We start from the raw sequence: 19568 nt of genomic DNA on the forward strand, positions 1-19568 counted from the left end.
CCGGTGGGTCCGCGTCGGCGCGTCCTCAAGAACGCCACGGCCGAGGCCGACCAGTTCCGGCGGCGCGCCGCCTTGGCGATGCTCGGCGTGGTGCTGGCGATGGGCGGGTTGGCGCTGTGGTACTTCCGCCTGCAGGTCTGGCAGCACGACGACTACGCCAGTCGCGCCGAGGCCAACCGGGTCAAGCTGCAGCCGGTGGTGCCCGGGCGCGGACTGGTGCTGGACCGGGAAGGCCGGATCCTGGCCGACAACGTGCCGGCCTTCCGGCTGGAAGTCACGCCGGAAGAGGCCGGGCCGGTGGACGAGTGGCTGCCGCGGCTGCAGCAGGTGGTGGAGCTGACGCCCGAGGACATCGAGAGTTTCCACGACCACCGCCGCGCGACCCGCGGGTTCCAGCCGATCACGCTGAAGCTGCGCGTGGGCGAGGCCGAAGCGGCACGTTTCGCGGTCGATCGCTGGCGCTTCCCCGGCATCGAGCTGGTGCCCTACCTCAACCGCCGCTATCCCCATGCCGATCTTTTCGCGCACGTGGTCGGATACGTCGGGCGGGTCGACACCGAGGACCTCAAGACCTTGGGCGAGGCCAACACTGCGCTTAGCCACGTGGGCAAGACCGGGCTGGAGCGCGCCTACGAGGAGGCGCTGCGCGGCCGGATCGGCTATCGCAAGATCGAAACCAACGTGGATGGCCGGGCCATGGGCGAGGTGGGCCGGGACCCGGCTGTACCCGGCGCGGACCTGCGGCTGAGCGTCGACGCCCACCTGCAGCAGGCCATGGTGAACGCCTTCGGCCTGCTGGAAGGTTCGGCGGTCGCGGTGGATCCGCGAACCGGCGAGGTGCTGGCGATGGTCAGCCTGCCCAGCTACGACCCCAACCTGTTCGTCAACGGCATCTCGCACACCGATTACCGCGCCTTGATGGATAACCCCTCCCGCCCGCTGTTCAACCGGAACGTGCTCGGGGGCGGGCCGCCGGGCTCGACCATCAAGCCGATGGTCGCGCTGGCGGGCGTGGACAGCGGCCAGCTCACCCCCCAGTCGACGGTGTTCTCCACCGGCGAGTTCCGCATCCCCGGGCAGGCCCGCGGCTACCGTGACGCCGGTCGCGGCGCGGGCCTGACCGATCTGCGCTCGTCGATCTCGCGCTCGGTCAACTACTACTACTACAAGCTCGCCTACGACATGGGCATCGCGCGGTTCGCCGAGTACATGCAGCGCTACGGCTTCGGCGAGCCGACCGGCATCGACCTGATCGGCGAGAACAGTGGCGTGGTGCCTTCGCCCGACTACAAGCGCAGCCGCACCACCGAGCCCTGGTACCCCGGGGAGACGGTCATTGCCGGGATCGGCCAGGGCTACTGGATCGCGACCGCGCTGCAGTTGGTGCGGGCCACCGCGGCCATTGCCGATGACGGCCGACTGCGCGAGTTGCGACTGGTATCGGCGCGCCGGGACGGCTATGGCCAGCCCTGGACGCCATTGCCGCGACCGCAGCCGGAGATGATCACCTCCAACCCGGCGCACCTGCGTGCGGTGCAGGAAGGCATGGAGGCCACCATCCATGGCCGTGGTACCGCCACTGCGATGGCCATTGGCGCGCCGTACCGGATGGCTGGCAAGACCGGCACCGCGCAGAAGATCAGCCGCAAGGGCAACGTGAGCATGGACCCCAAGGCGCTGCCCTACCACCTGCGGCACCAGGCGCTGTTCGTGGGCTATGCACCGGCCGACAACCCGACCATCGCCGTGGCGGTGGTGGTCGAGCACGGCGGTTACGGCGGCACGACGGCCGCGCCGATCGCCCGCAAGATATTCGACGCATGGCTGCTGGGCACGATGCCCGAGCCGCCCGAGCCTCTGCCGCCTCCCGGACCGGCAGGGCCGGCGTCGCAGGCGGCTCCCGGAACGACCCCGGCCGCCGCGCCGGAGCCGCCGCGATGAGCATCATCCTGCGCTGGCTGTTCGAGCTTGCCGCGCGCCTGCTGCGTACCCTTGACTGGCCGTTGCTGGCCGCGCTGCTGGCGCTGATGGGGATCGGCCTGGCCGTGCTCTACAGCGCCGGGGGCGAGTCGCAGTCGCTGGTGGTGGCCCAGGGCGCACGCTTCGGCGTGGGCCTGGCGGCGATGTGGGCGCTGTCGCGGATGCCGCCCTCCCAGTTGCGAAACTGGACGCCACTGGTGTTCGCCGCGTCGATGCTGCCCCTGGTGGCGGTTTTGTTCCTGGGCAGCGGGCGCCATGGCGCGCACTGGCTCAACCTGGGCGTGTTCTATTTCCAGCCCGCCGAGCTGCTCAAGCTCAGCCTGCCGATGATGGTGGCGTGGTACCTGAACCGGGGCGCGTTGCCGCCGCGCGTGCCGGCGGTGCTGGTCGCGGCCACGATCATCGCCGCGCCCACCGGCCTGATCCTGCTCCAGCCCGACTTCGGCACCGCCATGCTGGTGGCCTCCAGCGGTGCGTTCGCGCTGTACCTGGCGGGCTTGTCCTGGTGGTGGTTCGCCGCCGCCATCGGCGGGGTCGCTGCGGTTGCGCCGGCGGCATGGTTCTGGATGCTGCGTCCGTACCAGAAGGACCGGATCATGACCTTCCTCAACCCCGAGTCCGACCCGCTGGGCGCGGGCTGGAACATCATCCAGTCCAAGATCGCCATCGGCGGGGGCGGCCTGTCCGGCAAGGGCTGGGGCGAGGGCAGCCAGTCGCACCTCAACTACATCCCCGAACACACCACCGACTTCATCTTCGCCGTGCTCAGCGAAGAGTTCGGCTGGATCGGGGTGGCCGCGACGCTCTCGCTGTACCTGTTCGTGGTGGGCCGCTGCCTGTGGATCGCCAGCGAAGCGCGCGAGGGCTATTCACGGCTGCTGGCCGGCGCGCTGGGCCTGGCTTTCAGCGTGTACGTGATCGTGAACGCGGGGATGATCGCCGGCCTGCTGCCGGTGGTGGGCGTGCCGATGCCGCTGCTCAGCTATGGCGGCACCTCGGCGGTGTCACTGCTGGCGGGCCTGGGCGTGGTGATGGCGGTGCGCGCGCACCGCCCGGTGCACGCGCGCTGATCGACGCGACGTCCAGTTCCCGCTCCATGCGAGCCCATCGACCTGCGCTTGCCGGCGCGATAGCCGGCGCTGGAACACGAACACAACCTGACTCGACACGGACGCTGCGACGCCCCTCGCGGCCATGCATCGGAAGGTGCGTGCTAACCTCGCCGCGATGACTTCAAAGCCCTTCCGCAACGTCCTCCCGTTCACGATTTCGCTGGTGCTGGGCGCATGCGCCACGCCCGCGCCGCCGGCTCCGGTGGCCGAGGCCACGCACGCCGAATCCGCACCCGCCGCCCAGCCCGCGCCACGGCCGATGGCGAAGCCGACCCGCACCCGGCCGCCGGTGCCCGGCACCAGTCCGCTGCCCGACCCCTTGCCGGCGATGCCGCTGGAGCAGGCCAAGGCCGCGTTCGTGCGCGATACCGCCGACAAATACGGTGTCGACCCCTCCCACATCCGTTCGGTGCTTGCCGGGGCGGAAATGCGCGAGAGCATCATCAAGGCGATGTCGCGCCCGGCCGAGGCCAAGCCCTGGCGCGATTACCGCCCGATCTTCATCAGCCAGGCCCGCATCGACGGCGGCCAGGCGTTCATGGCGCGCAATCGCGACGCACTGGCACGCGTGGAGTCGCGTACCGGGGTGCCGGCCGAGATCATCGTGGCCATCATCGGCGTTGAGACCAGCTACGGCGCCAATGCCGGCAGCTACCCGGTGGTCGATTCGCTGTACACGCTGGCCTTCGCCTATCCGCGGACCGGCGATCCCGCGCGGGCCGACCGCGAGAACCGGCGCGAGGCGTTCTTCCGCGGCGAGCTGGCGCAGCTGTTCGCGCTGGGCAAGGAGCAGCGGCTCGACATCACCACGCTCAAGGGCAGCTACGCCGGGGCCATGGGCTGGGGCCAGTTCATGCCCTCGAGCTACCGCGAGTTCGCGGCCGACGGCGACGGCGACGGCCGCATCGATCTGTTCAACAACACCGATGACGTGTTCGCATCGATCGCCAACTACTTCGTGGAGAAGGGCGGCTGGACCCGGGGCGGCCCGGTCGCGGTGCGCGCCACCCGCGCGTCGGATGCACGGGATTTCGAGCCCGAGGGGTTGTATCCCGACATGACCGTCGCGCAGCTGGCGCAGATGGGCTACCGGCCGACCGCCGCGTCCATCGCACCGGACGAGCCGGCGCTGTTGATCAACCTCGACGGCGTGTCCGGTCGCGAGCACTGGCTGGGCTTCGACAACTTCTACGCGATCACCCGTTACAACATCTCCAAGCACTACGCGATGGCGGTGTTCCAGTTGTCCGAGGCCATCGCCGGCCGCGAGAACCCGCTGGCCGGCAACGCCGCCCGCGCGGCCCACGACGGCGCATGAAGCCCGCGGTTGCCGCCGCCCTGGTGCTGGGCCTGGCGGCCTGCGCCGGCGCCCCCAAGCGCGCCTCCGAGCCCGCGCCGTTGGCCGGGACCGCTGCCGTCAGCCAGGAAGCGCTGCAGCCGGGGCAATGCGACGGCTCGCCGTACGCGCCTGCCCAGGAAGATCCGGCCACGCGGGGGGACTACGTCGCCGGTGGCCTGTACAAGCCCGGTGTCGCCGACACCACGCCGGCCCATGTGCCCGACGTCGCCTGCATACCGGAGCCACAAGTGGTCGACCTGCCGCGCTCCAAGGTGGGAAACCGTGCCAGCTATGCGGTGCTGGGCAGGACCTACCGTGTGATGGACGACCAGCGGGGTTATGTCGAGCAGGGTCGCGCGTCGTATTACGGCAACAAGTTCCACGGCCGCCGTACCTCCAACCTGGAGGTGTACGACATGTACGCCTTCACCGCCGCGCACAAAACGCTGCCGTTGCCCAGCTTCGCGCGCGTGACCAACCTCGACAACGGCAAGTCCGTAGTGGTGCGCGTCAATGACCGCGGCCCCTTCCACGAGGGCCGCGTGATCGACCTGAGCTATGCGGCGGCGGTCAAGCTCGACTTCGTCCGCCATGGCACCGCCCGGGTCGAAGTGCGCGCACTGACGCCGCAGGATGCCGGGACCGTGCTGGCGGCCACCCCCGCGCGGCCGCCCGCAGCCACCGGAGCGGCAGCGACCGGGATGGACCGCCTGGTGGCGACGATCCCGGTCGGCGCGGCCGGTGCCATCGAGTTGCCGCCGGGGGTGCGCGTTGCCACCGGCCGACCCGCGTCGATGGCGCAGCCATCTGCGGACACTGGCACTGCACCGGCCACTGCCGGCGTCCAGGTGCCGGCGCCCGCTGTCGCGCAGCCACTGCCTCCGGATTACCGCTTCGACATGCGCCAGGACGGTCGTGCCATGACCGCCGACGAGTTCGATGCGTGGATGCGCACGCGACAGGTTCGCGTGGCCACCGGCCAGCCCGGTACGCCGGTGTCGGCGGTCGCGGCATCGCAGCAGGGCGCCACGCCGGGTGCCGGGCATACCCTGCCGCCGACACGGCTGGCGGCGCCGGCCGCGATGCCTGCACCCGCGCCCGCACCCGCACCGGCGGCAGGCGGCGTCACCCTGCAGGTGGCCGCGTTCTCGGCCCGCGGCAATGCCGACCGGGCGCTGGCGATGTTGCGTGGTGCCGGCGTCGACGGCGCGCATGTCCTGGACGGGCTGTCCGCCGGTCGTCCGGTGTGGCGCCTGCGCATCGGCCCACTGGCGGCCTCGGCGGTGCCGGCGCTGTCGGCGCGCATCGCCGGGCTGGGCTTCGGCCCGCCGCAGCGGGTCGTCGATTGAGCGCATCCGTTGAGCGCGCCCGTTTCCCATCTGATCATTCCCGGCCGTGCGCCGGCCCGCGGAGTCGTTGAACCATGAAATCCCGTCTCGTCCTCGCCACCCTGGCCACCTTCGCGGTCGGCCTGGCACTTGCACAATCGCCGCAGCCCGCCACGCCCCAGCCTGCCACCTCGCAGCGGCCGGCCAGCGACGCACTGCCCGTGCCGCCGCCTCCTGAGGTCGTCGGCACCGCCTGGGTACTGATGGATGCGGTCAGCGGCAACGTGCTGGCGGGCGAGAACATCGACCAGCAACTCGAGCCGGCCAGCATCACCAAGGTGATGACCAGCTACGTCATTGCCGCCGAGATGGCCGCCGGCAAGGTGTCGCGGGACGACCAGGTCATGATGACCGAGAACGCCTGGCGCACCGGCGGCGCCGGCACCGACGGCAGCTACTCCGGCTTCGAGGTCAACCAGAGCGCGCCGCTGCTGGAGATGGAAAAGGGCATGGTGGTGCAGTCCGGCAACGACGCCGCCATCGCGCTGGCCGAGCACGTCGCCGGCAGCGAGCAGGCCTTCGCCGCGCTGATGAACCAGTACGCCGAGCGCATCGGCATGAAGGCCAGCCACTTCGTCAACGCCACCGGCCTTCCTGGCGAGGGCCACATCACCACCGCGCGCGACCTCGCGCTGCTTGGCCGGGCGCTGATCCACGACTACCCAGAGGCGTACTCCTACAACAAGATCAAGGAGTTCACCGTCGGCAACATCACCCAGCCCAACCGCAACGTGCTGTTGTGGCGCGACGCCAGCGTCGATGGCATCAAGACCGGCCACACCTCCGCCGCCGGCTACTGCCTGATGGCCTCGGCCAAGCGCGGCGACCAGCGCCTGATCTCGGTGGTCATGGGCTCGACCTCCGAGTCGCAGCGCGCCCGCGACAGCCAGGCACTGCTCAACTGGGGCTTCCGTTTCTACGAGACCCACGAGATGTACAAGGCCGGCGCGCAGGTCGCGCAGCAGAAGCTGTGGAAGGGACAGGCCGACGAAGTCCGGCTGGGGCTGGCCGAACCGCTGCTGGTGACGGTGCCGCGCGGCCGCTACGAGCAGCTCAAGCCGATGATGGACGTGCCCGCGATCCTGGTGGCGCCGATCGAGAAGGGCCAGGCGATCGGTACGGTGAAGGTGATGCTGGACGACAAGGTCATCGCACAGCGACCGCTGGTGGCGATCGACGGCATCGAGGAAGCGGGCTTCTTCAAGCGCCTGTGGCACGAACTGCTGATGTGGTGGCACTCGATGTAGGCCGGTCCACCGGTCTGCAGGATCGAAAAGGGCCGGCGAAAGCCGGCCCTTCGTCTTGCAGCACGCTGTGGCGAGACGCCGCGTGCGCCCTACGGCCGCTGGCGATTCAGCGTGCCAGCTCGAACAGGTTCGACGACACCCAGCCGCGGTTGCCCAGCTCGTCGTCGACTTCCCACATCGCACCCTGCCTGGTGCCGGTCGGGTACAGCATGTCGCCGGCATTGAGATCGCGCACCGCGGCCCCGCCGTCGGCGCTGGCCAGCAGGCGCCCGGGCTGGCGCATCGACACCGCCTGGCCGACGTTGGCTGCCGAGGCATTGCCGGGCAGGCCACCGAGCTGGGCGACCATGTCGGTGTAGGCCTGCAGGTAGGCCAGGGTGATGACCTGGCCGATTTCGGTGTTGGAGTAGCCGCTGGCGCCGCCCAGGCCCAGGCCGCCACCGAAGAATGCCCCGGAGCCGCTCCACCCCAGGTCGGTCTTGGTCGAGTGGCCCTCCGTCATGGCGACCTGCTCGGAGGAGCGCATGTCGGTCAGGGTCAGAACCACGTCGGCGGTCTTGCGCTTGAGGTTCAACCCGCCCGCCAGCGCACCGACCTTGCTGTTGCCCAGCAACCCGCCGATCAGCCCGCCGATGTTGCTGCCGCCCGCATTGCGGTTGTTGGAGATCATGTCCGGAACCATCACGTAGTCCGCCGCGCGCACCTGGCCCTTGCCCAGGTTGGAACCGCCGCGCAGGTCGCCGCCCGAGGCCAGCTCGCGCTCGGCCTGCATCGCCGCCATGCCTGCGCCCCGGTCCACCAGGGTGAAGCAGCGCGACTTGTTGACGAACACCTTGATCACCGCGGTGGGCGTGCCGAGATCGTAGCTGCGCCACCAGTTGTGGTCGGGTTCGAGCACGGCCAGCGTGCCCAGTGGCTTGCTGCAGGTCGGTATCTGCGCGGCCTGGCGCTGCGTCTGCGCACTTTGGGCCTGGACGGCCAGGGGCAGGGCCAGCAGCGCGGCGGCCGCGAGCGAGAGGGCGCCTGCGCGGCGGATGGGCGCAACAATGGCAGGTACGGGGTTTCGCATCATGGTGATCTTCCGTGTGTGGTGGGGCGCAGGTGCGCCAGGCTTCCGAGCTAAACGCGATGCACAACCCGCGCCGGACATCCCCCGGCTTGGGTTGGGGGCGGAGGATACCCATAATCGCGGGCATGGACATCACCTCCGACAACCCCGAGCACGGCTTCCAGTTCCCCGGCACCTTCGAGCTGTCGGCCATGGGCACCGCGGACAAGGACCTGGAAACCCTGCTGCCGACCCGGCTGCTGGACGCGGGCATCGAGGTGTTGACCGAACAGGTCCGCTGGAACCACTCCTCCAATGGCCGCTACGTGTCGGTGCGCATCGCCTTCCGCGCCGAATCGCGCGAGCAGTACGAGCTCGCCCACCGGGTGCTGCGCGACCACCCGGAAGTGAAGTGGACGCTGTAGCCGCGCCGCCCGGCACCGACCCCGTCGTGCCCGCGCCGCCCACCGCGCGGTTGCGTGACCTGGGTCGCCAGGCGTACGAGCCGGTCTGGCGGGCGATGCAGGCATTCACCGACGCGCGCGACGAAGCGACCGCCGACGAACTCTGGCTGGTCGAACACGAGCCGGTCTTCACCCTGGGCCAGGCCGGCAGGCCCGAGCACGTGCTGGCACCGGGCGACATCCCGGTGCTGCACGTCGACCGGGGCGGCCAGGTCACCTACCACGGCCCCGGCCAGCTGGTGCTGTACCCGTTGCTGGACCTGCGCCGGCTGAAGGTCGGCGTGCGCGAGTACGTATGCCGGATCGAGCAGGCGGTCATCGACACCCTCGGCGACTGGAACATCGAGGGGCGGCGGCGCGAGGGCGCGCCCGGCATCTACGTGAACGGGGCCAAGGTGATGGCGCTGGGCATCCGGGTCCGGCGCGGATGTACGTTCCATGGCCTGGCCTTCAATATCGCGATGGATCTTTCGCCCTTCCAGCGGATCAATCCCTGCGGGTTCGAAGGCCTGCAGGTGACCTCGCTGGTAGACTTGGGCGGCCCGTCGGGGCTGGACGCCGTGAAGCCGGCGCTGGTCGGGCACGTGGCGGCGCAGTTCGGGCTGGATCTCGAGGACGCCGCGCCGCCCGCGCCGTGATCGGCCAAGCCCAGCGCCCCTGCCGGGTGTGGCGCGAAGGCCGCTTCATCGTCACCGCCATCGCGACGCACCTCCCTTCCGCCCTTTGGGCACTTCTCCCTCCCGCCGGAGAAGCGACATCCAGGCCTCCTGCAGCCCATGACCGATACCGCCACCAAGTCCATCCCGCTCGCCGTCGTCGGCACCGAGGCACCGGCCGCGCTGCAGCCGGGCGTCAAGCAGGTGGCGGGCGAGAAGATCAACCGCTCGCCGGTGCAGTTCGCCGACGTGCCGGTGCTGCGCAAGCCGTCGTGGATCCGGGTGCGCATCCCGTCGGGCAACTCGGTGGCGCAGCTCAAGGCCAAGCTGCGCGAAAATCGGCTAGTGACGGTCTGCGAGGAGGCCAGCTGCCCCAACATCCACGAGTGCTTCAGCCACGGCACCGCGACCTTCATGATCCTGGGCGAGGTCTGCACGCGGCGCTGCAGCTTCTGCGATGTCGCCCACGGCCGGCCCAAGCCGCCCGACGCCAGCGAGCCGGCGACCCTGGCGCAGACCGTGGCCGACATGGGCCTGCGCTACGTGGTGGTCACCAGCGTCGACCGCGACGACCTGCGTGACGGCGGCGCCCAGCACTTCGTCGACTGCATCGCCGCGATCCGCGCCAGCAGCCCGGCCACCCGGGTGGAGATCCTCACCCCCGATTTCCGCGGCAAGGGACGCATGGACCGTGCGCTGGAGATCTTCGCCGCGCAGCCGCCGGACGTGTTCAACCACAACGTCGAGACCGTGCCCGAGCTCTACCGCAACGTGCGCCCGGGCGCCGACTACCAGTGGTCGCTGACCCTGCTAAAGCGCTTCAAGGCGCAGCACCCCGAGGTGGTCACCAAGTCCGGGATCATGCTGGGGCTGGGCGAGACGATGCAGCAGGTCGAACAGACCCTGCGCGACCTGCGCGCGCACGATGTCGAGATGATCACCATCGGCCAGTACCTGCAGCCCAGTGCCCACCACCACCCGGTGATGCGCTACTGGACGCCCGATGAGTTCAAGCAGCTGGAGGACTTCGGCAACGGCCTGGGGTTCACTCACGTCGCATCCGGTCCGCTGGTGCGCTCGTCCTACCACGCCGACCGTTCGGCGGCCGAAGCGGGAATGGCGATCGGCGCCTGATGCGCGCGGCGGTTCGTCCCGGTTAAAGCCAGGCCGCCTTGGCCGAGGAAGGCCGGCGTTCGCGTAACGCGCCGGTAACGGCATGCCGGCGATGCTGGCCCCAGCTGAACCGTTGCGATGCCGGTGTCCGCCAACGGCCCCATTCGACGTGACAGGCACTGCAACTTTCGGCACTGTGGGGCGGTCCCATCCCGTCGCATGCTGCCAACGGCCGATCCGCCGCCGGCTGCCTCGACCACCGCCCGGCAGGGCCCCCACCTGCGACCAGGCCTCCCACGGCCGGATATCTTGCCGATGACTCCGAAGACGACCCTCCTAGCCTTCCTGCTGGCCGCGCCGCTGGCGCTGCTCGCCAGCGACAATGGTGCGACGCAGTCCGTGCCCGGCGCCACGCCGGCCGCGGACGCGACCGCGAGCCGTGCGCCGGCCCGCGACCCGGGCGCGCTGCAACTGCCCGGCGGGCCGACCGAAGACCAGACCATCGCCGCCAAGTACGTCTACGGCGTGCTGTCCGACAGCCGTTACGCATACCGGCCGCTGCCGTTGGACGATGCGCTGTCGGCGGACATGTACCGGCGCTACCTGGAGACGCTCGACGGCGGCAGGCAGTTCTTCACCGCCGGGGACATCGCCGGCTTCGACCGTTACGAAACCCGCCTGGACGATGCGCTCAAGAGCGGCGAGCTGGATCCGGCGTACGCCATCTTCGCGACCTATCGCGAGCGCGTGGAAGACCGCGTGGCCTTCGCCCGCGGCCTGCTCAAGCGCGACCTGTTCACCTTCGAGGGCGACGACCGCTTCGAGTACGACCGCGAGGATGCCCCGTGGCCCAAGGACGCCGCCGAGCTTGACGCGCTGTGGACCCAGTCCGTGCGCAACGACTGGCTGCGCCTGAAGCTGGCCGGAAAGGACGGCGCGGACATCCGCAAGACGCTGGACAAGCGCTACGAGAACCTCGCCCAGAGCGTGGCCGAGCTCAAGGGCGAGGACGTGTTCCAGACCTTCCTCAACAGCTACGCCAACGCGATCGACCCGCACACCGACTACCTGACCCCGCGCTCGGCCGACAATTTCAACCTGTCGATGTCGTTGTCGCTGGAGGGCATCGGCGCGGTGCTGCAGAAGCAGGACGACGTGGTTGCGATCCGCGAGATCGTGCCGGGTGGCCCGGCCGGGAGTTCGGGCAAGGTCAAGCCCGGCGACCGCGTGGTCGCGGTCGGACAGGGCGACAGTGGCCCGATGGAAGACGTGATCGGCTGGCGCATCGACGATGTGGTGGCCAAGATCCGCGGCAAGAAGGGCACCCGCGTGCGGCTGGACGTGATTCCGGCCGAGATGGGCCTGGACAGCCCGCCCAGCCGCGTGGTGCTGGTGCGCGACAAGGTCCGGCTGGAAGACCAGGCCGCCAAGGCCAAGGTGCTGGAGATCCCGGGCAGTGACGGCACGGCCGGCCAGCGCATCGGCGTGATCGAGCTGCCGGGCTTCTACCAGGACTTCGAAGGCCGCCGCAAGAACAACGGCGAGTACGCTTCGGCCACCCGCGACGTCGCCCGCCTGCTCGAGGAGCTTGGCACCCAGGACGTGGACGGCGTGGTGCTGGACCTGCGCAACAACGGCGGCGGTTCGCTGACCGAGGCGATCGAGCTCACCGGCCTGTTCATCGACCGCGGACCGGTGGTGCAGGTGCGTGAATCCAGCGGCCGGGTCAGCGTCGAGGGCGACAGCGATGCCGGCATCGCCTGGGAAGGCCCGCTCGCGGTGCTGATCAACCGCGGCTCGGCCTCGGCCTCGGAGATCTTCGCCGGTGCCATCCAGGACTACGGTCGCGGGCTGGTGATCGGCGAGACCACCTTCGGCAAGGGCACGGTGCAGAACCTGCTCGACCTGGACCGCTGGCCGGCCAACGAGGAGGCCCGATTCGGCCAGCTCAAGCTGACCATCGCGCAGTTCTTCCGGGTCAGCGGCGGTTCCACCCAGAACAAGGGCGTGGTGCCCGACATCCAGTTCCCGGCCTCGGTCGACGCCACCGAATACGGCGAGAGCACCTACGACAACGCGCTGCCGTGGACCAAGATCGCCGCGGTGCCGCACACGCGCTACGGCGACTTCCAGCCGCTGCTCCCGCAACTGGAAACGCTGCACGAGACGCGCGTGGCGAAGGACCGCGAGTTCCAGTGGTGGACCGAGGACGTGGCGCAGTTCCGCGAGGAAAGCGCCAAGACCTGGATCAGCCTGAACGAGGCCGAGCGCCGCGCCGAGCGCGACCGCAACGAGGCCAAGCGGCAGCAGCGCCAGGCGATCCGCAAGGAGCTGGGCCTGGCGCTGGATCCGCTGGCCGAGGATGCGGCCGACGACGGGCTGGCCGCGTCCGAGCGCGACATCGTCCGCGATGCGCAGCGCGAGAAGCTGGCCGAGGACCGCCCGGATCCGCTGCTGCGCGAATCCGCCTCGATCCTGGCCGACGCCATCCAGCTGCTGGCCAGTGACGACCAGCTGTCGGCGCAGGTGCTGCAGCAGGTCGATACGCCGGGCCACTGGGCCGACTGACGGTCGGCGTTCCGATGTCCTCGCCGCGGGCACCTTCGGGTGCCCGCGGTCGTCTTGGCGCTGAAACGCTGCGTCCCGCGCCTTGCAGCCCCGAATGCCACCCTTCGCTGCGCACGACCGCGTGGCTCCCGTATCCTCCCGCCTCGCGGCGCCGTCCGGTGCCGACCGTTCCCCAGCGAGCCCGCCGGTGACCATGAACGCGTCATCCATGCCGCTGCCTGCCGCACGCGGCCTCGCCGTGGCCCTGGCGCTGGCTTCGGTGTACGTGCTCTGGGGGTCCACCTACCTGGCGATCCGTTACGCACTGGAAAGCTACCCCCCGTTCCTGCTCGGGGCGTTTCGCATGGCCACTGCCGGCGCGCTGATGTACGCGGTGCTGCGGCTGCGCGGCGCAACCCCGCCCACGTCCAGGCAGTGGCGCACGCTGGTGGTGTTGTCGATCTTCATGGTGCTGCTGTCCAACGGGCTGGTGAACCTGGCCGAGACCGAGGTCGGGTCGGGCATGGCGGCCATCGCGGTGGCGTCGATGCCGCTGTTCGCCGGCGTGTTCGCGATGCTGCGCGGTCGCCACCCGACGGGTTCGGAGTGGATCGGCCTGGTGGTGGGCTTCGCCGGCGTGGCGTGGCTCAACGCCGGCAGCAACCTGTCGGCATCCACCCTGGGCCTGGTGTGCCTGACGATCGCCCCCATCGCGTGGGCGTGGGGATCGATCTGGAGCCGTGACCAGGACCTGCCCGCGCCCTTCATGTCGGCGGCCGGGCAGATGATCGCGGGCAGCGGATGGATGCTGCTGGCCGCGCTGGTCGCCGGCGAACGGATCACCGCGATGCCGACGCTGCAGGCCACCGCCGCCCTGATGTGGCTGGTCGTTGCCGGGTCGATCTTCGGCTTCACCGCCTACATCTGGCTGCTGCACCACGTGCGGCCTGCGCTGGCCACCAGCTACGCCTACGTCAACCCGCCCATCGCGGTGCTGTTCGGCGCGGTGATCGCCGGGGAGGTGTTCACCGCGAGCGACCTGGGTGCGATGGCGGTGATCCTGGCCGGCGTGGCGATCATTACCGTGGCCAAGGCGCGCCGCGGGCGGCCGATCGTGCCGGCGACGCCGTCGGAGCCGCCGGCATGAACGCGGGAATGACCGACTACCGGCGCGGGCTGTGGATGGCGACGGGGGCGTTCGTCATCTGGGGACTGATGCCGCTTTACTGGCATTTGCTGAAAGCGGTGCCGTCGCTGCAGATCATCGCCCACCGGATCGTCTGGAGCGCGGTGCTGGTGCTGGGCTGGCTGTTCTTCAAGCACGGCGCGCGCTGGCTGCGGGCGGTACGCGAGCAGCCGCGACTGGCCGGGCTGCTGGCGTTGAGCGGGGTGTTCATCGCCTTCAACTGGGGCCTGTACATCTGGGCCGTCAACGCCGGGCATGTGGTCGAGACCAGCCTGGGGTACTTCATCAACCCCCTGCTCAACGTGGTCCTGGGCGTGGTGCTGCTGCGCGAGCGGCTGCGCAGCGCTCAGTGGGTGGCCGTGGCCATCGCCACAACCGGCGTGCTGTGGCTGACCTTCAACTACGGCAGCTTCCCCTGGATCGCACTGGTACTGGCCGGCTCGTTCGCGATGTACGGCTTCATCCGCAAGATGACCGCGATCGACTCGCTGCCCGGCCTGGGCATCGAAAGCGGCTACCTGCTGCTGCCCGCGCTGGCCTTGCTGCTGTGGGGCGAGTCGACCGGGCAGGGCCACGTTCTGGACGCCTGGTGGCCGTGGACGGATGCATTGCTGGTGCTGGGGGGCGCGCTGACCGCGCTCCCGCTGATCGGCTTCGCCTATGCAGTGCGTCGCGTGCCGCTGTCCACCGTGGGGGTGCTGCAGTACCTGGCCCCCACCTTGCAACTGGTGTGCGGGGTGGCGGTGCTGGGCGAGCCGTTCGGCCGCGACCGGGTAGTCGGCTTCGTGCTGATCTGGATTGCGCTGGCGGTGTACGCGGTCGACGGCCTATTGCGGTCACGCCGACCGGCGGTGACGGCCGGCTGACCGCCACCGCCGCGGTGGGACATTACGCCGCGCGCAATGCGTCGGTGACCGGCATGCGCGCCGCGCGCAGTGCCGGGAACAGCCCGCCGACCAGGCCGATGCCCAGCGCCCACTTCAGCCCGGTCCACAGCAGCTCGGGCGATACCTGGAACTGGAACACCACCTGGCTGAAGTTCTGGCCCAGGGTGCTGACGCTGTAGCCGTTGAAGATCACCCACGCCAGTGCCGCGCCCAGCACGCCGCCAAGCAGCGCGAGCAGCATCGTCTCCAGCATCACCGCCACCACCACCGGCACCCCGCGGAACCCCAGCGCCCGCATCGTCGCGATCTCGCGCGCGCGCCCGGCGACCGCCGCATACATGGTGTTGAGTGCGCCGAACACCGCGCCGATGGCCATGATCGCGCCGATCACCGTGCCCAGGATGGTGATCAGCTTGGTCAGGCCCTCGGACTGCTTGGCGTAGTAGTCGCGCGTGGTCTGCACGTCCAGCTTCAAGCGGGGGTCGCCCGCAAGCGCGGCCTTGAGCCGGTCGAAGCCCTCCTTGCCATCCAGGCCGACGGTGATCGACTGGAACGAGGTGCGGTTGTAGGTGGACGCGAGCGTCTCGCCGTCGGCCCACAGTTCCGAATCGTGCGAGTCGCCGGAAGCGAACACGCCCACCACGGTCCAGTCCTGGTTGACCAGTTCGATCGAACGCCCGACTTCCAGCCCCTCGAACTTGGTTTGGGCACCTTGGCCCACGACCAGTTCGCGCAGTCCCGGTTCGAACCTGCGGCCCTCCACGATCTCCACCTGCGGCCGCAACGCCCAGCCCTGCGGGCCGACCCCACGCAGCTGTGCATTGGCGTCCATGCCGTCGCCCTTGCTGACCAGGTTGATGACCTGCGAAAGCTCCGGCGAGACCTGTCCGCGCCCGTCATCGGCCTTGGCGATACCGGCCAGGCTGCCGACCAGCGGCACCTGGTCGCGGGTGATGACCGAATTGGTCTCGGCCTGCGAGCCCCCGCGCAGGATGATCGCGGTGCTTTCGCTGCCGGTCTGCTGCAACGTGGCCTGGAACCCTTCGCCCATTGCCAGCATCGCCACCAGCACCCCGACCACCCCGGCGATGCCGATCACGATCACGCTGGACGCGCCCCAGCGCTGGGGCAGGCTGGCCAGCCCGACCCCCGCCACCGCCAGCGCCTGCCGCCCGCGCCGGGTCAGCGCCAGCCACAACGCCAGCAGCACCACCGCGCCGAGCACGGCCTGCCACGGCGCCATCGTCCAGGCGACCAGCCCGGCGACCAGCGCGAGCAGGATGCCGAGGTTCACCAGCCACTTCTTCATGCCTTTCATTGCCTGTTCTCCGTGGTGGTGTCAGCGGCCGGCCAGCGCGTCGACGATGTTCAGCCGCATCGCGCGCAACGCCGGCAACAGGCCGACCAGCACGCCGATCGCCGCCATCAGTGCCAGGCCGACGGCCCAGGTCTGGCCGGGAACGCCCGGCAACTGGATCATCCCGCCGCTGGCCGCACCCACCGCGGGCATGATCGCCGCGGCAATGCCCAGTCCGATCGCACCGCCCAGCACCAGCAGCAGCACCGACTCGGCCAGCACCAGCATCAGCACGCTGCGGTTGGAGAAGCCGATCGTCTTCAGCACCGCCAGCTCGGGGATGCGTTCGCGCACCGCCTGCGCCATGGTGTTGCCGGTCAACAGCAGCAGGGTGAAGAACACCGCGCCCATGATCGCGGTGACGATCAAACCGATGTCGGCGAACTGCTTGGCAAAGGCCTGGTTGAACGCCTGCTCGGTCTGGGTCTTGGTTTCGTGGTCGGAGTTCTCGCTGAGCGCGTCGATTGCACGCGCCACCGCTGTCGCGTCGCCCGCGTCGGTCAGCTTGACCATGTACCAGCCGACCTTGCCCTTGACGTAGTCGTTGGCCTCGTCGAAGTACGCCCAGTGGAACAGCAGCTGGTTCTCCTCGCCGCGGCGCTTGCTGTCGGCAACGTCGAAGATGGCGCGCAACGTCAGCGGCCACGCGTTGTCGCCGCCGCGGGGGAAGATCGTCGCCTGCAGGGGAATGGTGTCGCCGACCTTCCAGCCGTGGCGATCGGCCAGCGCGCGGCCCACCACCGCGCCGGTGCGGTCCGCCTCGAACGCCGCCATCTGCTCGCCGGCGATCCGGTACTCCGGATACAGGTCGAAGTAGTCCGGACCGATCGAGAAGTTGGGGAAGAAGTTCTTCGGGTCCCGGTAGATGCCGCCGAACCAGGCCGCGTAGGACACCTCCTCGACGCCGTCGACGGCTTCGATCTGCGACAGCAGGCGGTAGGGCAGCATCTGGGTGATCGACAGGCGCGATGCGACGACCATGCGGTCGGCGCCGGCGACGCTGCCGCCCGCATTGAACGCCACGCGCACCGAGTCGAGCATCCCGAACAGCAGGAACGCGGCGACCACCGACAGCAGCGTCAGGAACGTGCGGGTCTTGCTGCGGAACAGTGCGGCCCAGATCAGGTGCAGGTATTTCATGATGGCTTCCTTGTGCGTTCGACCACCTCCCGTGCGCGGCACGGGAGGGCATCGGATCAGTGCGCCAGCGCCGCGCCTTCGACGGCCAGCGTGCCCTTGTCCAGATGGATCGTCCGGCGCGCGTGGTCGGCGGCCTTGGGGTCGTGGGTCACCATCACGATGGTCTTGCCGTGGTCGCGGTTGAGGCTCTGCAGCAGGGCGAGGATCTCCTCCGCCGACTGCCGGTCCAGGTCACCAGTGGGCTCGTCGCAGATCAGCAGCGTGGGGTCGGACACGATCGCGCGGGCAATCGCGACGCGCTGCTGCTGGCCGCCCGAGAGTTCGTTGGGGCGGTGCTTGCCGCGGTCCTTGAGGCCGACCAGCTCCAGCGCGATCTCGGCGTTGCGCTTGCGCTGCGCGGCGGACAGCCGGGTCAGCAGCAGCGGCAGCTCGACGTTCTTCTGCGCACTGAGCGTGGGCATCAGGTTGTAGAACTGGAACACGAAGCCGACGTGGTCGCTGCGCCATTGCGAGAGCTGCCCCGCGCCCATCCGGTCGATGCGCTGGCCTTCGATGTCGATCTCGCCGCCGCTGGGCGAGTCCAGCCCGCCGATCAGGTTCAGCAGGGTGGTCTTGCCCGACCCCGAGGGCCCCATCAGCGCGACGAAATCGCCCTGCGGGATGTCCAGGTCGATGCCGTGCAGCACTTCGACGGTTTCGGGCCCGCGCTGGTAGGCCTTGGTGAGGTTGCGGATGGTGACCAGTGACATGGCGGGTTCCCCGGGTTCGGATTCGGTGGGCGGTGCGAGGTGGCGGGCTGCGGCGGGGTCAGGATTCTTCATCGTCTTCTCCGATCCGGATCGCATCGCCATCGGCCAGGTCGGCCGGCGGATCCAGGACCAGGGTGTCGCCGCCGGCCAGGCCCTCGGTGACTTCGCGGTCATCGCCCAGGGTGCGACCCACGGCGACCTCGCGCCGCTGGACCGCGTCGCCGTCGACGACGAATGCGACCTGGCTGCCGTCGCGCGTCACGATCGAGGTGGCCGGCACCAGCACGCCGCGCGGGCGTTCCGGCTCGTCCTTCGACGCGGCCTTTTCCAGGAAGCTCACCCGCACGCCCATGTCCGGGACGATGCGGTCGTCGCGTTCCAGCAGCGCGATGCGCACCTTGACCGTCGCCTTGCTGCGGTCGGCGGTCGGGATGATCGCGATCACCTCGCCCGGGATGCGCCAGTCCGGGTAGGCATTGAGCGTGGCCTGCACCGGCATCTTCGGCTGGACCCGGCCGATGAAGGCTTCGCCGACGTCGACCTCGACCTCCAGCGAATCCATGTCGACGATCGTGCCGATGCCGGTGCGGGTGAAGCCGCCACCGGCCGACAGCGGCGAAACGATCTCGCCGGGTTGCGCGGCCTTGGCGATCACCACGCCGGCGAAGGGCGCGCGTACCACCGTGTTGTCCACGCCCTGGCTGGCGATGCGCAGCTGGTCACCGGCGACCCGGGCATTGCTTTGCACCGTCGCCAGCTGGGCGCGCAGGGCATCGCGTTGCGCCACCGCCTGCTCGTACTGCGACTGCGACACCAGTTGCCCGCCGACCAGCTCGCCCAGGCGTGCCGCGTTGGCCTCGGCCTCGCGCAGCTGTGCACGACTGCCGGCGATCTGGCTGCGCGCGGCCGCCAGCTGCGAGGCGGCGAGGGTGCGTTGGGCGCCGGCGTCCACCGGGTCCAGGGTCGCCATCACCTGGCCGGCTTCGACCCGCTGGCCTTCCTCGATCAGCACCTCGCGCACCTTGCCGGTGATCTTGGCCGACACCGTGGCCATGCGACGGGCCACCACGTAGCCGGTGGCATCGAGCACCGAGGCGCTGGCGCCACCACTGCCGCCGATGGCGACGGCCTGCGCGGTGCGCACCTCCGGCGCGGCGTTGCGGGCCAGGACGAACCACGCGACGAGCACGGCGAGCAGGACGGCCGCCGCGATGGCCAGGCCGATCCACATCGCACGCCGCGATTCCTTCGGCGGCGGGGCGCTGCGGTCGATGCGAAGCTGCTTGAGCAGGTCAGCCGAGTCGTTCATGCCGGTCCATGACGTGTGAAAGCGCGGAGTGTGACCCCTCCACCGG

16 protein-coding genes are annotated in these 19568 nt (G+C 69.9%); 11 read left to right on the forward strand and 5 right to left on the reverse strand.

The genetic code is table 11. The features are described from left to right. Nucleotides 1-3: 3 nt before the first annotated feature. The 5 genes from mrdA to ACJQWL_RS09275 all read left to right on the forward strand — a co-directional run bounded on the left by mrdA (nt 4) and on the right by ACJQWL_RS09275 (nt 7066). Nucleotides 4-1941, forward strand: coding sequence for a penicillin-binding protein 2 (mrdA, locus tag ACJQWL_RS09255; RefSeq protein WP_330969782.1), 1938 nt, complete (start codon nt 4-6; stop codon nt 1939-1941). Beyond that, nucleotides 1938-3050 (forward strand): rod shape-determining protein RodA, encoded by a 1113-nt coding sequence (gene rodA / locus ACJQWL_RS09260; protein ID WP_330969781.1) that lies wholly within the window; start codon nt 1938-1940, stop codon nt 3048-3050. Before mrdA ends, rodA begins: the two co-directional genes overlap by 4 nt. A gap of 157 nt (nt 3051-3207) precedes the next feature. Further along, a complete protein-coding gene (gene mltB, locus ACJQWL_RS09265) occupies nt 3208-4410 on the forward strand; it encodes a lytic murein transglycosylase B (protein WP_411300858.1) in 1203 nt (400 codons plus the stop codon). Beyond that, nucleotides 4407-5780, forward strand: coding sequence for a septal ring lytic transglycosylase RlpA family protein (locus ACJQWL_RS09270; protein WP_330969496.1), 1374 nt, complete (start codon nt 4407-4409; stop codon nt 5778-5780). Before mltB ends, ACJQWL_RS09270 begins: the two co-directional genes overlap by 4 nt. 74 nt (nt 5781-5854) lie before the next feature. Beyond that, nucleotides 5855-7066 (forward strand): D-alanyl-D-alanine carboxypeptidase family protein, encoded by a 1212-nt coding sequence (locus ACJQWL_RS09275; protein WP_330969480.1) that lies wholly within the window; start codon nt 5855-5857, stop codon nt 7064-7066. A 106-nt stretch (nt 7067-7172) separates the two neighbouring features. Here the strand turns inward: ACJQWL_RS09275 and ACJQWL_RS09280 are convergent, their stop codons facing one another. Next, nucleotides 7173-8138: a CsgG/HfaB family protein gene (locus ACJQWL_RS09280; RefSeq protein WP_330969481.1), complete on the reverse strand. Its 966-nt coding sequence runs from the start codon at nt 8136-8138 to the stop codon at nt 7173-7175. 122 nt (nt 8139-8260) lie between these two features. Between ACJQWL_RS09280 and ACJQWL_RS09285 the strand changes: the two genes are divergently transcribed. The 6 genes from ACJQWL_RS09285 (at nt 8261) to rarD (ending at nt 14946) form a co-directional block, all read left to right on the forward strand. Beyond that, entirely contained in the window at nt 8261-8539 is a 279-nt protein-coding gene (locus ACJQWL_RS09285; RefSeq protein WP_330969482.1) for a DUF493 family protein, read from the forward strand. After that, nucleotides 8527-9216: a lipoyl(octanoyl) transferase LipB gene (gene lipB / locus ACJQWL_RS09290; RefSeq protein WP_411300859.1), complete on the forward strand. Its 690-nt coding sequence runs from the start codon at nt 8527-8529 to the stop codon at nt 9214-9216. The genes ACJQWL_RS09285 and lipB overlap by 13 nt, the downstream gene beginning before the upstream one ends. 138 nt (nt 9217-9354) lie before the next feature. Next, the gene (lipA, locus tag ACJQWL_RS09295) at nt 9355-10368 is read left to right on the forward strand and encodes a lipoyl synthase (RefSeq protein ID WP_330969483.1); all 1014 of its coding nucleotides are present in this window, start codon (nt 9355-9357) and stop codon (nt 10366-10368) included. A 294-nt stretch (nt 10369-10662) separates the two neighbouring features. Then, complete coding sequence (locus ACJQWL_RS09300) at nt 10663-12915, forward strand: carboxy terminal-processing peptidase (protein ID WP_411300860.1); 2253 nt, start codon at nt 10663-10665, stop codon at nt 12913-12915. A gap of 193 nt (nt 12916-13108) precedes the next feature. Further along, a complete protein-coding gene (gene yedA / locus ACJQWL_RS09305) occupies nt 13109-14041 on the forward strand; it encodes a drug/metabolite exporter YedA (RefSeq protein WP_330969484.1) in 933 nt (310 codons plus the stop codon). Then, nucleotides 14038-14946 (forward strand): EamA family transporter RarD, encoded by a 909-nt coding sequence (gene rarD / locus ACJQWL_RS09310; RefSeq protein WP_330969485.1) that lies wholly within the window; start codon nt 14038-14040, stop codon nt 14944-14946. Before yedA ends, rarD begins: the two co-directional genes overlap by 4 nt. A gap of 22 nt (nt 14947-14968) precedes the next feature. Here the strand turns inward: rarD and ACJQWL_RS09315 are convergent, their stop codons facing one another. The 4 genes from ACJQWL_RS09315 to ACJQWL_RS09330 are packed head-to-tail and all read right to left on the reverse strand — an operon-like array spanning nt 14969 to nt 19522. Continuing rightward, nucleotides 14969-16285, reverse strand: a complete 1317-nt coding sequence (locus tag ACJQWL_RS09315) for an ABC transporter permease (RefSeq protein ID WP_411300861.1) — start codon at nt 16283-16285, stop codon at nt 14969-14971. 21 nt (nt 16286-16306) lie between these two features. Continuing rightward, nucleotides 16307-17464: an ABC transporter permease gene (locus tag ACJQWL_RS09320; protein WP_330969486.1), complete on the reverse strand. Its 1158-nt coding sequence runs from the start codon at nt 17462-17464 to the stop codon at nt 16307-16309. Nucleotides 17465-17520: 56 nt separating this feature from the next. After that, the gene (locus ACJQWL_RS09325; RefSeq protein WP_330969499.1) at nt 17521-18213 is read right to left on the reverse strand and encodes an ABC transporter ATP-binding protein; all 693 of its coding nucleotides are present in this window, start codon (nt 18211-18213) and stop codon (nt 17521-17523) included. 58 nt (nt 18214-18271) lie between these two features. After that, the gene (locus ACJQWL_RS09330) at nt 18272-19522 is read right to left on the reverse strand and encodes an efflux RND transporter periplasmic adaptor subunit (RefSeq protein WP_330969487.1); all 1251 of its coding nucleotides are present in this window, start codon (nt 19520-19522) and stop codon (nt 18272-18274) included. Nucleotides 19523-19568 lie beyond the last annotated feature (46 nt).

The organism is Novilysobacter viscosus (genome assembly GCF_046600715.1).
GTDB lineage: Bacteria > Pseudomonadota > Gammaproteobacteria > Xanthomonadales > Xanthomonadaceae > Lysobacter_C > Lysobacter_C viscosus.